This is a genomic window from Pseudomonas mandelii, from assembly GCF_006438925.1.
GTDB classification, from domain to species: Bacteria; Pseudomonadota; Gammaproteobacteria; order Pseudomonadales; family Pseudomonadaceae; genus Aquipseudomonas; species Aquipseudomonas mandelii_C.
This window is the reverse complement of record NZ_RCZA01000016.1, coordinates 90,595-106,029: the sequence shown is the minus strand read 5'-3', so window position 1 is coordinate 106,029 and position 15,435 is coordinate 90,595. Positions and strand designations below refer to the sequence as shown.

The 15,435-nt window shown below is 61.1% G+C and carries 13 protein-coding genes; 10 read left to right on the top strand and 3 right to left on the bottom strand.

Annotated elements, in window-relative coordinates; genetic code table 11:
• Positions 1–86: 86 nt before the first annotated feature.
• Genes dsbD through dsbG form a run of 3 tightly spaced genes read left to right on the top strand, consistent with a single transcriptional unit; the run spans position 87 to position 3,435 of the window.
• Positions 87–1,823, top strand: coding sequence for a protein-disulfide reductase DsbD (dsbD, locus tag EAH74_RS29305; protein WP_140683516.1), 1,737 nt, complete (start codon positions 87–89; stop codon positions 1,821–1,823).
• Positions 1,823–2,689, top strand: a complete 867-nt coding sequence (locus tag EAH74_RS29300) for a TlpA disulfide reductase family protein (protein ID WP_140683513.1) — start codon at positions 1,823–1,825, stop codon at positions 2,687–2,689. Before dsbD ends, EAH74_RS29300 begins: the two co-directional genes overlap by 1 nt.
• Positions 2,665–3,435: a thiol:disulfide interchange protein DsbG gene (gene dsbG / locus EAH74_RS29295; protein WP_140683510.1), complete on the top strand. Its 771-nt coding sequence runs from the start codon at positions 2,665–2,667 to the stop codon at positions 3,433–3,435. Before EAH74_RS29300 ends, dsbG begins: the two co-directional genes overlap by 25 nt.
• Positions 3,436–3,527: 92 nt before the next feature.
• Here dsbG and EAH74_RS29290 read toward each other — a convergent pair whose 3' ends face one another.
• The gene (locus EAH74_RS29290) at positions 3,528–4,346 is read right to left on the bottom strand and encodes an alpha/beta fold hydrolase (protein ID WP_140683507.1); all 819 of its coding nucleotides are present in this window, start codon (positions 4,344–4,346) and stop codon (positions 3,528–3,530) included.
• Positions 4,347–4,734: 388 nt separating this feature from the next.
• On the opposite strand from EAH74_RS29290, the gene EAH74_RS29285 reads away from it, so the two are divergent.
• On the top strand, positions 4,735–5,283 hold the full coding sequence (locus EAH74_RS29285; protein WP_140683504.1) for an RNA polymerase factor sigma-70: 549 nt from the start codon (positions 4,735–4,737) through the stop codon (positions 5,281–5,283).
• A 74-nt stretch (positions 5,284–5,357) separates the two neighbouring features.
• On the opposite strand, the gene EAH74_RS29280 is transcribed toward EAH74_RS29285, so the two are convergent.
• Together EAH74_RS29280 and EAH74_RS29275 are read right to left on the bottom strand one after the other, a co-directional pair.
• A complete protein-coding gene (locus EAH74_RS29280; RefSeq protein ID WP_140683501.1) occupies positions 5,358–6,164 on the bottom strand; it encodes a substrate-binding periplasmic protein in 807 nt (268 codons plus the stop codon).
• A gap of 91 nt (positions 6,165–6,255) precedes the next feature.
• Positions 6,256–6,882: a TetR/AcrR family transcriptional regulator gene (locus EAH74_RS29275; RefSeq protein WP_008145910.1), complete on the bottom strand. Its 627-nt coding sequence runs from the start codon at positions 6,880–6,882 to the stop codon at positions 6,256–6,258.
• A gap of 190 nt (positions 6,883–7,072) precedes the next feature.
• On the opposite strand from EAH74_RS29275, the gene EAH74_RS29270 reads away from it, so the two are divergent.
• The 6 genes from EAH74_RS29270 (at position 7,073) to EAH74_RS29245 (ending at position 15,433) form a co-directional block, all read left to right on the top strand.
• Positions 7,073–8,863 carry an acyclic terpene utilization AtuA family protein gene (locus EAH74_RS29270; protein ID WP_170206645.1) on the top strand — a complete coding sequence of 597 codons (1,791 nt, stop codon included), beginning with the start codon at positions 7,073–7,075 and terminating at the stop codon, positions 8,861–8,863.
• 12 nt (positions 8,864–8,875) lie between these two features.
• Entirely contained in the window at positions 8,876–9,745 is an 870-nt protein-coding gene (locus EAH74_RS29265) for an SDR family oxidoreductase (RefSeq protein WP_140683495.1), read from the top strand.
• Between the two features lie 3 nt (positions 9,746–9,748).
• Complete coding sequence (gene atuC, locus EAH74_RS29260) at positions 9,749–11,365, top strand: geranyl-CoA carboxylase subunit beta (RefSeq protein WP_140683492.1); 1,617 nt, start codon at positions 9,749–9,751, stop codon at positions 11,363–11,365.
• A gap of 23 nt (positions 11,366–11,388) precedes the next feature.
• Positions 11,389–12,546: a citronellyl-CoA dehydrogenase gene (atuD, locus tag EAH74_RS29255; protein ID WP_140683489.1), complete on the top strand. Its 1,158-nt coding sequence runs from the start codon at positions 11,389–11,391 to the stop codon at positions 12,544–12,546.
• Positions 12,543–13,340: an enoyl-CoA hydratase/isomerase family protein gene (locus EAH74_RS29250; RefSeq protein WP_140683486.1), complete on the top strand. Its 798-nt coding sequence runs from the start codon at positions 12,543–12,545 to the stop codon at positions 13,338–13,340. The genes atuD and EAH74_RS29250 overlap by 4 nt, the downstream gene beginning before the upstream one ends.
• Before the next feature lie 131 nt (positions 13,341–13,471).
• Positions 13,472–15,433 (top strand): acetyl/propionyl/methylcrotonyl-CoA carboxylase subunit alpha, encoded by a 1,962-nt coding sequence (locus EAH74_RS29245; RefSeq protein WP_140683483.1) that lies wholly within the window; start codon positions 13,472–13,474, stop codon positions 15,431–15,433.
• Positions 15,434–15,435: the final 2 nt, after the last annotated feature.

Sequence of the window (15,435 nt, the reverse complement as noted above, 5' to 3'; positions counted from 1 at the left end):
CATTGCCACAAGGCAACTGTGGTTAATCATCGGTTAATCGCCGCCTCCCATTGTGCACCTCACTTGCACAGGGATAAGGCTTACCCATGCGTCGACTGTTTCTATTTTTGGTTCTCTTGATCTCGGGTGTGGCCCAGGCAGGGACTGATCCGTTCGCGACCAAACCCGACTTTCTTCCCGTCGGCAAGGCGTTCATCTTTACCTCCGAACGCCTCGATTCCGGTGAAACCCAGCTCTATTGGCAGATCGCCGATGGTTATTACCTTTACCAGCAACGCCTGAAATTCGATGGCTTGCCTGCAGAGCACAAGCCCGCATTGCCTGACGGCGAAGCGCACAGCGACGAGTTCTTCGGCGAACAGCAGGTCTATCGCCAAGGCCTGGAACTGAAGATCCCGGCAGGTGCTACCGGCCAGATCAAGGTCGGCTTCCAGGGCTGTGCCGACGCCGGGTTGTGTTATCCACCGCACACTCAGGTCGTGGATCTGGGCGGTCAATCGACTGTCGCTGCGACTGACGAAGCACCGGACCAAGCCTTGGCCAGTGGCCTGCAACAGCGGGCGCTGGGCTGGAGCTTGCTGGTGTTCCTGGGTCTGGGACTGTTGCTGGCCTTCACGCCCTGCTCGTTGCCGATGTTGCCGATTCTGGCCGGTTTGATCGTCGGCAGTGGCGCCACGCCCAAACGCGGTTTCGCCTTGGCCACCAGCTACGTCGTGAGCATGGCGTTGGTGTATGCGGCGATGGGCGTGCTGGCCGCGCTGCTCGGGGCGAATCTGCAGGCGTTGTTGCAGAACCCTTGGTTGCTGGGCAGTTTCGCGGCTGTATTTGTGTTGCTGGCGTTGCCGATGTTCGGCTTCTTCGAGTTGCAACTACCGGTGGCCGTGCGTGATCGATTGGAAAACGTCTCGCGCAATCAGCGCGGCGGTAGCCTGTTCGGCGCCGGTGTATTGGGGGCCTTGTCCGGTTTGCTGGTGGGCCCGTGCATGACCGCCCCGCTGGCGGGCGCCTTGCTCTACATCGCCCAAAGCGGCAATGCGCTGCATGGCGGGCTGATTCTGTTCGCCATGGGCATCGGCATCGGTGTGCCGCTGCTGCTGTTGGTGACTGTCGGCAATCGCTTCCTGCCCAAACCCGGCGCGTGGATGAACCTGCTCAAGGGTGTGTTTGGCTTCCTGTTCCTCGCCACCGCGTTGCTGATGCTGCGTCCGGTGCTGGATGAATCACTGTGGATTGGTTTGTGCGGTGCGTTGCTGCTGATTGCCGCGTACAGCGCCTGGAAGCAGTCGGAAGGTTTCGGTCGCGTCGCCCATCTGTTCGGCGCCAGCTCACTCTTGCTGGGTGTGTGGGGCAGTCTGCTGATGATCGGTGCCGCCGGCGGCAGCGACGACTTGGTGAAGCCATTGCAGGTCTACAGCGCTTCAAACTCGAGCAGCGCCGCAAACCCGGTCGGCCACGACGCATTCACCACGATCAAGGACCCGGCAGCGCTGCAACGGGAACTCGACGCGGCGCAGGCTCAAGGCCAATGGGTGCTGCTGGACTACTACGCCGACTGGTGCGTGTCGTGCAAGGTCATGGAAAAACAGGTGTTCGGCAAAGCCCACGTACTGCAAGCCTTGAGCGATGTGCGCTTGCTACGGCTGGACGTCACCGCCGACAATGCCGCCAGCCGCGAACTGCTCGGCCGTTATAAAGTGCCGGGGCCACCGAGCCTGCTGTGGATCGGCGCCGACGGCATCGAGCGTCGCAGCCAGCGCATCACCGGCGAGGTCGATGCCGGCACCTTCCTGCAACGCTGGACCACTACCCGAGACGCCCGTTAATGCTGACCTTTACCCTCGGCACTTTTGCCATCGCGCTTAATCACCTGCTGCTGATCAGTGCCCTGGCGCTGGCGACCTTCGTCGGCTGGCGGGTGGCCAAGCGCGGCGGCGAGAATCCGGAGTCGGTGCTGTTCAGTCTGTTCCTGCTGAGCATGCTCGCCGCCCGGGTCGGCTTCGTGGCCGTTTACTGGGCGCACTATCGCGATGATCCCTGGCAGATCATCGACCTGCGCGACGGCGGTTTCCTCGCCTGGCCGGGTGTGATCGTGCTGCTGCTGGCCGCGTTGTATCGAGGCTGGCGTCGCCCGGGCTTGCGCCGCCCGTTGGGCTTTGGCGTGGCCAGTGGCCTGGCGTTCTGGCTGCTGGCGACCTTCTCCCTGACCCTCTACGAACAAGGCACACGCCTGCCGGAAATTACCCTGCGCAATGCCGCCGGCGAAACCGTGCAACTGGCCGATTACAAGGGCGGCCCGTTGGTGATCAATCTCTGGGCCACCTGGTGTCCGCCGTGCCGTCGGGAAATGCCGGTGCTGGAAAACGCCCAACAACACCGCCCGAACCTGACGTTCCTGTTCGTCAATCAGGCTGAAAGCATGCAAAGCGTCAGTACTTTTCTGGAAACCCAGGGCCTGAGCCTGTCCAACGTGCTGTTCGACGGTAGTGGCCGATTGGGTCAGGCCGTCGGCTCCATGGCGTTGCCGACTACGCTGTTCTATAGCCCCGACGGTCGCCTGCTGGGCAGCCATCTGGGTGAGCTGTCGGAAGCCAGCCTGGCCCGCGCTCTGGAAAACTTCGACACCCCGAATCCTGCCGCACCGGCCACCTCTTCAAGGAAACTGCCATGCCCCGCCTCCGCCACCTGCTGACGTTGACCCTGGGCGCCGCCCTGCTGCATTTACCGTCAGTGCAGGCCGCCGAAGAATTGCCCGAAGCGATCAAGAAAATCGAAGCCAAGGGCGCGAAAATCGTCGGCCAATTCGACGCACCCGACGGCTTGCGCGGTTATGCGGCACAGTACCAGAACCGGGGCATGGCGTTGTACCTGACCCCGGATGGCAAGCACGTGCTGCTCGGCAATCTTTACGACGCCGACGGCAACGACCTGAGCAGCGCGCCGTTGCAGAAGCTGGTTTACGCACCGATGGCCAAGGAAATCTGGGGCAAGATGGAAGCCAGCAACTGGATCGGCGACGGGGAGAAAGATGCGCCGCGGGTCGTGTACCTGTTCAGCGATCCGAACTGCCCTTACTGCAACATGTTCTGGGAACAGGCACGACCATGGGTCAAGGCGGGCAAGGTGCAGCTGCGGCACATTATGGTCGGCATCATTCGCGAAGACAGTCCGGGGAAATCGGCTGCGCTGCTGGCCGCCAAGGATCCGCAGAAAGCCTTGGAAGACCATGAGAAGTCAGGTAAGGAAAGCTCGCTAAAAGCCCTGAAAAACGTGCCACCGGCGATTCAGGCGAAGCTGGCGGCGAACATGCAGTTGATGGAAGACCTGGAGCTGCAGGCCACTCCGGCGATTTTCTACATGGACGACAAGGGCGAGCTGCAACAACAGCAAGGCGCGCCTTCGCCGGACAAGTTGCTGCAAATTCTCGGGCCTAAGTAAGCAAGATCAAAAGATCGCAGCCTTCGGCAACTCCTACAGAGTGCGCGTCCTCCTGTAGGAGCTGCCGAAGGCTGCGATCTTTTTCTCAAACGCTACGCCGGATTCCGCTTAGACAAAAATGACAGCAGTGCTTCGGTGACGAACTGCGGATTCTCCAGATTGGAGATATGCCCCGCCTCCGGCACCAGCAGATACGGGCAACCGATCAGCTCCGCCATTTCCCTGGTTTCGCTCGGCGGCCGCGGTTTGTCCTGATCGCCACACATCAGCAGCGTGGTTTCAGGATTCAACTCGCCCAGTCGCGGCAATAGATCATCCCGCCCGAACGTAATCCGCCCCATCGGCACGATGCTCTCGCGCAGACGCTCCGCCGGCAGTGCGGCCAGTTTTCCGCGAAAATCCTGATACAGCGCCGACTGCGGATCGATGCCCGGGCGGAAGAAGATCGGCACGACGATATCGAGCAGCTGCGGCGCGATCACGCCGGTATCTTCGATCTGTTTGAACAGCGAGAAATAGTATTGGCGAGTCGGTTCCGGCTCGACACCAACGTAGGTGTCCATCAGCACCAGACCGTTGATCCGTTGCGGGGCCGACAGCGCCAGACGCACGCCCCACATGCCACCGACCGAGAGACCGACCAGCGTGACACGGTCGATGTCCAGATGATCGAGCAGCGCCAGTGCCTGGCGCGCTACGTCATCCAGCGACCTTGTGCACTCGGGCATCCGCCCGGATTCACCATGGCCCCACAGGTCCAGAGCAATCACCCGGTAGTGTTGCGACAGAGCGGCAATCTGCGGCGCCCACATGGCCTGGTCCCACAGATAACTGCCGGCCAGCAGAACGGCAGGGCCGGTGCCTTGATCAAGGTAGTGAAGGGGTTGTCCATCAACCGTAACGAAGGGCATTGACTGTCTCCTTTGTGAATTACGATCCACTAAAAAAAGCACAGGCAGCCTGAGCCGGTCCGAAGCGACAGTCAACGCGCAAATCCGCGCAAACTGCGCCGACGCCTTCGCGAGCAAGTCGAATCGTCGCACCGCCGCTCCCACATTTGACCGCGTACTGGGTTTCGGCGAGAAAACGCAAGACCACCCGGCCCGTCCGCAGGCTTGAAACACAACAGGGCCAAGTGCGTCAGCGTGTCGCAGTTATCACTCCGCACCTTTGGGGAGCATTAGTTTTATTTCTCATTTGACAATAATTATCATTAAGAATAATTTGTCGCTCGATGTGTTGGACGGCTCAGCCCCCGCTTGCCGTCCCACGAACCTATTTGCAGCAAGGTGATTTCCAATGACGGAACAAGTGTCCACAAGCAGGTGCGATTCACCGCTACTCCAGGCATTCGTCGACAATCGACTGATTCTGGTCAAGATTGCAGCCCGCATTACCGGCTGCCGGTCGCGTGCTGAAGACGTGGTGCAGGATGCGTTCTTCCGGCTGCAATCCGCGCCGCAGATCACGTCCTCGTTCAAGGCTCAGCTCAGCTACCTGTTCCAGATCGTGCGCAACCTGGCGATCGATCACTACCGCAAACAGGCGCTGGAGCAGAAGTACTCAGGCCCGGAAGAGGAAGGCCTGAACGTGGTGATTCAAGGTGCTTCGCCGGAAACCTCGCACATCAACTTCTCGACGCTGGAACACATCGCCGACGCGCTGACCGAGCTGCCCGGCCGCACCCGCTACGCCTTCGAGATGTATCGCCTGCACGGCGTGCCGCAAAAGGACATCGCCAAGGAGCTTGGCGTCTCGCCGACCTTGGTCAACTTCATGATTCGCGATGCGCTGGTGCACTGCCGCAAGGTGTCGGGCAGTCGTGTGGATACCTTTGCCCGCCGCTAAGATCCGAAATTTGCGTCGCCCCCTTCGCGAGCAGGCTCGCTCCCACACTTGATCTCCGGTGTTCACAAATGATCTCAGGTACCCGGAACCGGCACCACGGCGATCTTGTAGGGATCGAAAATCTTCAGCATCTGGCCATTGTCCCGCAACCCTTGCAGCAACTTGCCGAAAGCCTCGCCAGTGATCGGTGCGGCGGGACTGAGGATGGCGTAGTGGTGATAAACCTGATCGATACGCTGGGACACCAGCAGCTGATCGGCGACTTTCTCGTTGCGCAGCAGGTAATCGCTGAGGTACGAGCGCGTCACCAGTGCAACGTCGGCACGCCCGCGCAGCACCATCAGCAGGTTACTGTCATGGGAGTACGTCAGCGTTGCATCGTAGTTTTGCGCGAGGAATTTTGGATCGGCATTGAAGTTGGCGAATTCGTAGTGATAGCCGCTGAACAGCGCCAGACGCTTGCCGGCGAGGTCGGCAAAATAACTCTGCTGACGAACCGGCTGGCCATCGGGCTGGCGTTGCGCGACAAAAATCTCGGCGTCTTCCAGCCCCATGTCGACAGTGGTGTGCGGGATGTCCTTCCAGCCCCAGTCCGGATTCTCGAAAATCGCCATGTCCACCCGGCCTTGCTTGAAGTCACCGAAACGCCGGGGAATGGAAGTGGGCACCAACACAAACTGATAGTCGTTCTGCAAGGCATTGAGCGCCTCGACCAGCTGCGGCAGCAAACCGGTGTCGGCACCGGATTCCGGGCGCACGGTATAAGGGGGAAAATGTGCGGCACCGACCCGCACCAGCTGTGCGGCCTGGGATGGAACCACGCATAACACCGCAAGCGTCGCCAGCAAAAGCCGCGAAGCCGTCCGAATTGGCGAAGACATCAAAACAACCACTCCCCAAAAAAATACGCCTCAATGCATTCAAGCTAGGCGGTTTCGGCTACTTAGCCAGTTTCCTTCGACCTGAACAAACTTATTGCTTCTCTTCCAGCACCAGAATCAACGCCTCATCGGCCAATTGATCGAGACTCATGCTGCCGCCTGCGCGAAACCAGGTGGTGGTCCAGGACAACGCACCCGTCAGAAAACGGCGGGTGATGAACACATCCCCGCGAATAAAACCGGCCTCCTTGGCCTCGCCCAGCACCTGTAGCCAGAGTTCTTCATAAATGTCGCGCAGCGCCAGCACCTGCGCCTGCCCGTCTGCGGACAGCGAGCGCCATTCATACACCAACACCGCCATGGCCTCGCCGCTGCCACCCATGATCGACTGCAATTCACAACGAATCAGCGCCAGTACCCGCTCGCGCACACTGCCGGCTTCTGCCAGGGCTGCACGCATCAACGCAGTGTTATAGCGAATGGTTTCTTCCATCACCGCCCGCAGGATCTCGTCCTTGCTTTTGAAGTGATGAAAAATACTGCCGGACTGAATCCCCACGGCGCCGGCCAGATCGCGCACGGTGGTGCGTTCGTAACCTTTGTTGCGGAACAGGTGAGCGGCCACTTGCAGCAGTTTGCCGCGGGCGCTGTCCGGGTCGGTCAATTGGCCGCTGTCGACCAATTCGCGCATCACCCTCAGGGCTTTTTGCTCGTCCACCCGTTCTCTCCTACAGTCGATCAATCAAATACGCCGCTCGCCGCTAAAACTGCGGGGTTGCGCGGGCAATTTAAGCTGGCCGGCGCGACCAAGCAAGCGCTCGGGCAGAAGATAGTTAAGCCGTTTACAAACCAAGCGCTTGCTTGGTAGTCTCGATGCACTTCTATCGAAGGTGGCTATGGAGTTGACTGTGCCAAAAACAATCCGCATCGGTTGCGCCAGCGCCTTCTGGGGCGACACCTCGACCGCCGCCGCGCAACTGGTGGAAGGTGGGCGCCTGGATTATCTGGTCTTCGATTATCTGGCCGAGATTACGATGTCGATCATGGCCGGCGCGCGGATGAAAGATCCTCAGGCCGGTTACGCCAGCGACTTCATCGAAGTCCTCAGCCCGCTGCTGGGTCAACTCGCCGAACAGAAAATCCGCGTCATCAGCAACGCCGGCGGGGTCAACCCGCAAGCCTGCGCCGCCGCCCTGCAAGCGGCCTGCGACAAAGCCGGGGTAACGCTGAAAATCGCCGTGCTGCTGGGCGATGACTTGCAGCCGCAGCTCCAACAGCTGAGCAGCAGCGGCATCCATGAAATGTTCAGCGGCGCGCCCCTGCCGCCAATGTGTGTCTCGACCAACGCCTACCTCGGCGCACCGGGCATCGTCGAAGCCCTGCGTCTGGGCGCCGACATCGTCATCACCGGGCGTGTGGTCGACAGCGCCGTGGTCAGCGCCGCGCTGGTGCATGAATTCGGCTGGTCGTGGCACGACTACGACAAACTCGCCCAGGCCGCATTGGCCGGGCACATCATCGAATGTGGCGCCCAATGCACCGGCGGCAACTTCACCGATTGGCGCGAGGTGCCCGACTACGAACACATAGGCTTCCCTATCGTCGAAGTCAGCGCCGACAGCCAGTTCATCGTCAGCAAACCCGAAGGCTCCGGCGGACTGGTCACACCCCTGACGGTCGGCGAGCAGATGCTGTATGAAATCGGCAACCCGCAGGCGTATCTGTTGCCGGACGTGGTCTGCGATTTCACTGAAGTCAAACTCGTGCAACAAGGCAAAAACGCGGTCCAGGTGCACGGCGCAAAAGGCTTGCCGCCGACCGATCAGTACAAGGTCAGCGCGACGTACCCGGACGGTTTCCGCTGCACCGCCAGTTGCCTGATCGCCGGGATCGATGCGGTCGACAAGGCGCGTCGAGTCAGCGAAGCCATCATCAACAAGACGTCGGAAATCTTCAGTCAGCGCGGTTGGCCACCCTACAGCGAAGTGAACATCGAACTGCTCGGCAGCGAAGCCACTTACGGCCCCCACGGTCAGCGTCAGGACAGCCGCGAAGTGGTCATCAAACTCGCGGTGCGCCATCCGGGTAAACAGGCGTTGATCGTATTCTCTCGGGAGATCGCCCAGGCCGCCACCGGCATGGCGCCGGGACTGACCGGGATTGTCGGTGGACGGCCTACGGTGTATCCGCTGATCCGGCTGTTCTCGTTCCTTCTCGACAAAACCGCCTGCACGCTGGAAATTGATCTCAAGGGCCAGCGCCACCCCTGCGCCTTGCCCGCCGTTGATGTACTCGACACCGCCGACCTGCCCGTGGCGTGCGCTCCACCGAAACCCTCAGTCCGGGCCGATGCCAGCGTAGCCCTGGTCAAACTCGCCGTGGCGCGCTCCGGTGACAAGGGTAACCACAGCAACATCGGCGTCATGGCCCGCGAGCCGGAGTACCTGCCGTGGATTGCCGAAGCCTTGACGCCGGAAGTGATCGTCGACTGGATGAGTCATGTCCTCGATCCGATCCACGGACGTGTCGAACGCTGGTACCTGCCGGGCACCCACAGCCTTAATTTCCTGCTGGAAAACGCCCTGGGAGGCGGTGGCGTGGCCAGCCTGCGGATCGATCCGCAAGGCAAAGCCTTCGCCCAGCAACTGCTGGAAATCCAGATACCGGTGCCTCAGCGCATCGCCGACCAGGTCAACTAGAGGACTGTCGCCATGGCTTACGATTCGATTTTCAAAGCCGGTTTGTTTGCAGGGCAAAACATCATCGTCACCGGTGGCGGCAGCGGCATCGGCCGTTGCACCGCTCACGAACTGGCGGCCCTCGGCGCCCATGTGCTGCTGCTCGGGCGCAAGGCCGACAAGCTGAAAAACGTCGTGGCCGAGATTACCGAGGATGGTGGCAAGGCTGACTGGATGGTCTGCGATATTCGTGAGGAAGAAGCGGTCAAGCATGTGGTCAGCGAGTTGATCCGCAAGCACGGACCGATTCACGGCCTGGTCAACAATGCCGGCGGGCAGTACCCGTCACCGCTGGCGTCGATCAATCAAAAAGGCTTCGATACGGTGTTGCGCACCAACCTGATGGGCGGTTTCCTGATGGCCCGGGAAGTGTTCAACCAATCCATGAGCAAACACGGCGGCGCCATCGTCAACATGCTCGCCGACATGTGGGGCGGCATGCCCGGCATGGGCCACTCGGGCGCGGCGCGTTCGGGCATGGACAACCTCACCAAGACCGCCGCGTTCGAATGGGGTTATGCCGGGGTGCGGGTCAATGCCGTGGCGCCGGGCTGGATCGCGTCCAGTGGCATGGACACCTACGAAGGCGCGTTCAAAGCGGTGATCCCGACCTTGCGCGAGCACGTTCCGCTGAAACGCATCGGCACCGAATCGGAAGTCAGCGCAGCGATCGTTTTCCTGCTCAGCCCGGCAGCGGCGTTTATCAGTGGCAGCACCTTGCGCATCGACGGCGCCGCCAGCCTGGGCGGGCGCGCCTGGCCGATACACAAGGCGCAGATCAGCGAGTCGTATAACGGTTTCCATCGCGCCTACTTGCCGGACGTGCTCAAGGACAAGGAATAAGTCATGCCGGTGATTCAGTCGCAACTGGACCCATTCAGCGAACAGTTCGCGCGCAATCGCGCGGCGATGCTGGTCGGCATCGAGCACGTCCGCCAGCTCGAACAGAACTTGCTGAACAAGGCGGCCGAAGCCAAACCCAGGTTCGACAAACGCGGCCAATTGTTGCCCCGCGAACGCCTTAATCTGCTGCTGGACCCTGGCGCACCGTTCCTCGAACTGGCGAGCCTGGCCGGCTACAAGCTGCATGACGACAAGGATGGCAGCTCCGCTGGCGGCGGGTTGATCGCCGGGATCGGCTACGTGTCCGGCGTGCGCCTGCTGGTGGTGGCAAACAACAGTGCTATCAAGGGCGGGACCATTTCCCCCAGCGGTTTGAAAAAATCCCTGCGCCTGCAACAGATCGCCATGGAGAACAAACTGCCGGTCATTACCCTGGCCGAAAGCGGTGGCGCCAACCTCAATTACGCAGCGGAGATTTTTGTCGAAGGCGCCCGCAGCTTTGCCAATCAGGCGCGGATGTCGGCCATGGGCCTGCCACAAATCACAGTGGTCCATGGCTCGGCCACGGCGGGCGGCGCCTATCAGCCAGGGTTGTCGGATTACGTGGTGGTGGTGCGTGGCAAGGCCAAGCTGTTTCTGGCCGGCCCGCCGCTGCTCAAGGCCGCCACCGGCGAAGTCGCCACCGATGAAGCACTGGGCGGCGCCGAGATGCACACGCAAATCGCCGGCACCGCTGAATACCTCGCCGAGAACGATGCCGATGGCGTGCGCCAGGTGCGCGAGATTGTCAGCCTGTTGCCGTGGAATGATCAGTTGTCCTGGGTACCCGAACGTCGGTGGGAAGAACCGCTCTACCCCATCGACGAGTTGCTCGGCCTGATTCCTGACGACGCGAAAAAACCTTACGACGTGCGTGAAATCATCGCGCGAATTGCCGACGGCTCTAACTTTCTCGAATTCAAGGGTGAGTTCGATCAGCAAACCGTCTGCGGCCATTTGCAGATTCAAGGCCGTGCCTGCGGGTTCATTGGCAACAATGGGCCGATCACGCCCAAGGGTGCGAGCAAGGCGGCGCAGTTCATTCAGCTCTGTGACCAGAGCAAGACCCCGTTGCTGTTCTTCCACAACACCACCGGGTTCATGGTCGGCACCGAGTCGGAGCAGCAAGGCGTGATCAAACACGGCGCGAAAATGATTCAAGCGGTGGCCAATGCCCGGGTGCCTAAACTGACCATCGTCGTCGGTGGCTCCTACGGCGCCGGCAACTACGCGATGTGCGGCCGCGGCCTCGACCCGCGTTTCATCTTTGCCTGGCCAAACAGCCGCACCGCTGTGATGGGCGGCGCCCAGGCCGGCAAAGTGCTGCGGATCGTCACCGAGGCCAAACAGGTCAAGGACGGTCTGGTGCCCGACCCGAAAATGCTCGACATGCTGGAACAGGTCACCGCGCAGAAACTCGACAGCCAGTCCACCGCACTCTATGGCAGCGCCAGTTTGTGGGACGACGGGTTGATCGATCCTCGCGATACCCGGACCTTGCTTGGGTACTTGCTGGATATCTGCCATGAGGCTGAAGTGCGGCCGCTGCAAACCAACAGTTTTGGCGTAGCCCGTTTCTAAGGGCGCTCAGGAGAACAATAAAAATGATCTTCACCCAGGAACACGAAGCACTGCGCCGCACTGTCCGCCAATTCGTCGAGCACGAAATCAATCCTCACGTCGAGGCATGGGAAAAGGCCGGACGCTTTCCAATCCACGAGATCTTTCGCAAGGCCGGCGACCTCGGCCTGCTGGGGATTTCCAAACCGGAAAAGTTTGGCGGCATGGGGCTCGATTACAGCTATTCGATCGTCGCGGCTGAAGAGTTTGGCACCATCCACTGCGGCGGCATTCCGATGTCCATCGGCGTGCAGACCGACATGTGCACCCCGGCGCTGGCGCGTTTCGGCTCCGATGAGTTGCGTGAAGAATTCCTGCGGCCGGCGATCACTGGCGAGCAGGTCGGCTGCATCGGTGTTTCCGAAGTCGGCGCCGGTTCCGACGTGGCCGGTTTGAAAACCACCGCCCGTAAAGACGGCGACGACTACGTGATCAACGGCAGCAAGATGTGGATCACCAACTCGCCGAGCGCGGATTTCATCTGCCTGCTGGCCAACACCTCGGACGACAAACCGCACATCAACAAGTCGCTGATCATGGTGCCGATGAACACCCCTGGCATCAGCCTCAGCTCGCACCTGGACAAGCTCGGCATGCGCAGTTCGGAAACCGCCCAGGTGTTTTTCGACAACGTGCGCGTGCCGCAACGCAATCGCATCGGCCATGAAGGCGCGGGGTTCATGATGCAGATGCTGCAGTTCCAGGAGGAACGGCTGTTCGGCGCGGCGAACATGATCAAGGGCCTGGAGTACTGCGTCGACAGCACCGTCGAGTACTGCAAGGAACGCAAAACCTTCGGCAATGCGCTAATCGACAATCAAGTCATCCACTTCCGCCTGGCCGAACTGCAAACCGAAATCGAATGCCTGCGGGCATTGGTCTATCAGGCCACCGAGCAGTACATCAAAGGCCAGGACGTCACCCGTCTGGCGTCGATGGCCAAACTCAAGGCCGGACGGCTGGGCCGGGAAGTCAGCGACAGCTGCCTGCAATATTGGGGCGGCATGGGCTTCATGTGGGACAACCCGGTGGCGCGCGCGTACCGCGATGTGCGGCTGGTCTCGATCGGCGGCGGTGCCGACGAAATCATGCTGGGGATCATCTGCAAACTCATGGGCATCCTGCCGGGGAAAAAGAAATGAGCACCCTGCCTGCTTGCCAGACCTTGTTGCTGGAATCGCACAACGGTGTCCTGCACATCACCCTCAACCGCCCGGAAAGCCGCAACGCCATGAGCCTGTTGATGGTCGCGGAACTGCGTGCCGTGCTGTTGGCCGTGCGCGATGACCGTGAGACTCGTGCCTTGGTGATCGGTGGTGCCGGCGGGCATTTTTGCGCCGGTGGCGACATCAAGGACATGGCCAACGCACGCGCTCAAGGCCCGAGCGCCTATCGCGACTTGAATCGCGCGTTCGGTGCGCTGCTGCAAGAGGTGCAACACGCACCACAAGTGGTGATCACGGTGCTGCAAGGCGCGGTGCTCGGCGGTGGTTTTGGGCTGGCCTGCGTCAGCGACGTCGCCTTGGCCGATCACCAGGCGCAATTCGGTCTGCCGGAAACCAGCCTCGGTCTGCTACCCGCGCAAATCGCGCCGTTCGTGGTGCAGCGCATCGGACTGACCCAGACGCGCCGACTGGCACTGACCGCGGCACGTTTCGATGGCACGCACGCACGACGTATGGGGTTGGTGCATTTTGTCGAGCATGACGCGCAAGCGTTGGCCGAGCGTCTCGATGAAATTCTGGCCCATGTGTTGTGCTGCGCGCCGGAGGCCAATGCGACGACCAAAAAACTCTTGCTCGCGAGTGCCGGACAACCATCGAGTGCGTTGCTGGATGAAGCGGCCGACTGGTTCAGCGAGGCGGTGACCGGGGCTGAAGGTATTGAGGGGACCATGGCCTTTGTACAAAAGCGTAAACCGGGCTGGGCCCTTTAAAAGCATCGTCGGAACGCCGCCCGGAGCAGGCTCGCTCCCACAGGGATCTGTGTCGTTCACAAAACCCTGTGGGAGCGAGCTTGCTCGCGATGGGGCCATCACATCCACCGCAAAACACAAGGGAAGACCCCATGCCCGCCTTCAGCAAAATCCTGATCGCCAACCGCGGTGAAATCGCCTGCCGCATCCAGCGCACCGCCCAGACCCTGGGCTATCGCACAGTCGCGGTGTTCAGCGATGCCGACGCCGATGCGCTGCATGTGCAGCTGGCCGACGAAGCCGTGAGCATCGGCCCGGCGCCGGTGCAGCAGTCCTATCTGAATATCCCGGCCATTCTCGACGCCGCCCGGCGCACAGGCGCTGACGCCATCCATCCAGGCTACGGCTTCCTCTCGGAAAACGCCGGGTTCGCCCGCGCCTGCCAGAATGCCGGCATCACCTTCATCGGCCCCAGTCCCGACGCCATCGAACTGATGGGCAGCAAACGCCTGTCGAAACTCGCCATGCTCGATGCCGGTGTGCCGTGCATCAAGGGTTATCAGGGCGAAGAACAGGACGACGCCACCCTGAGCCGCGAAGCCGCACGCATCGGCTATCCGCTGATGATCAAGGCCAGTGTCGGCGGTGGCGGGCGTGGCATGCGCCTGGTGCACGAGGCCATTGATTTGCTCGAACAACTGCGCACCGCCCGCTCCGAAGCGCTGCATGGGTTTGGCAGTGACGAACTGATTCTCGAGCAAGCGCTGATCGACCCGCGCCACGTCGAAGTTCAACTGTTCGGCGACCAGCACGGCAACCTGATCTACCTTGGCGAGCGCGACTGCTCGATCCAGCGTCGCCATCAAAAAGTCATCGAAGAAGCACCCTGCCCGGTGATGACCGTCGAGTTGCGTCAGTCCATGGGTGAAGCGGCGCTCAAGGCAGGTCGCGCCGTGAATTACGTCGGCGCTGGCACCGTCGAGTTCCTGCTGGATGCGCGTGGGCAGTTTTACTTTCTGGAGATGAACACCCGACTCCAGGTGGAGCACCCGGTGACCGAATTGATCACCGGCCTCGATCTGGTGGCCTGGCAGTTGCACGTCGCCGAAGGACTGCCTCTGCCCTTGCGACAGGAGCAGGTTCAGCTCAGCGGCCATGCCATGGAAGTCCGTTTGTACGCCGAAGATCCGGCACACGGTTTTCTGCCACAGACCGGTCGCATCACCGCCTGGGAGCCTGCGTTGCAGAGCGGCGTGCGGATCGATCATGACTTGATCGAAGGCCAGACAGTCAGCCCGTTTTATGACCCGATGCTGGGCAAGATCATCGCCCACGGCGCCACCCGCGAAGAAGCCCGGCGCAAATTGCTGCGGGTGGTTCAGGACAGCGTGCTGCTCGGCGTGCAGAGCAATCAGCGCTTGCTCGCCAGCCTGCTCGAACACCCGCAGTTCATCAGTGGCGAGTTCAGTACCGGGTTCATCCCGGCACACTTTGCCGAGCATCGTTGCCTGCATGCGCATGTGCCGAGCGCCGAAGAACTGGCCATCGCTGCTGCATTGTTCTATCAGGCCTCGGCACAGGTTCATCACGTGCCACTGGCCGGTTGGCGCAACAACGCCAGCGTGCCCTTGCACTATCGAATCGGCCTTGAGGACCAGGATTGGCCGGTGGAATTGAACGCTGTGCCGGGTGAACCGTATCGGATTCAAGTGGCCACAACGCCTTTTGAATTGAAGATCATCCAGTGCGACGGACGCTGGGCCAGCCTGGAAATCAACGGTATCCGACGACGCCATGCTTACCGTCTCGAGGCCGGGCAACTCTGGCTGTTCACCCGTCCCGGCAGTGTGCGGCTGGTGGACCGGACGCAGGCCTTGGTCAGCAGCCAGGCCAGCGTCAGCTCCGGCGCCCTCAGGGCCCCGATGGACGGGGCGATCGTCGACGTGCTGGTGACTGAGGGCAGCCCGGTCAGTAAAGGGCAGTTGTTGGTGGTGCTGGAGGCCATGAAAATGGAGCATCCGCTCAAGTCGGGCATCGACGGCGTGCTCAAACGCCTGCAGGTCAGGGTCGGTGACCAGGTGAAAAATCGTCAGATTTTGTTGGAGGTCGAATAAGC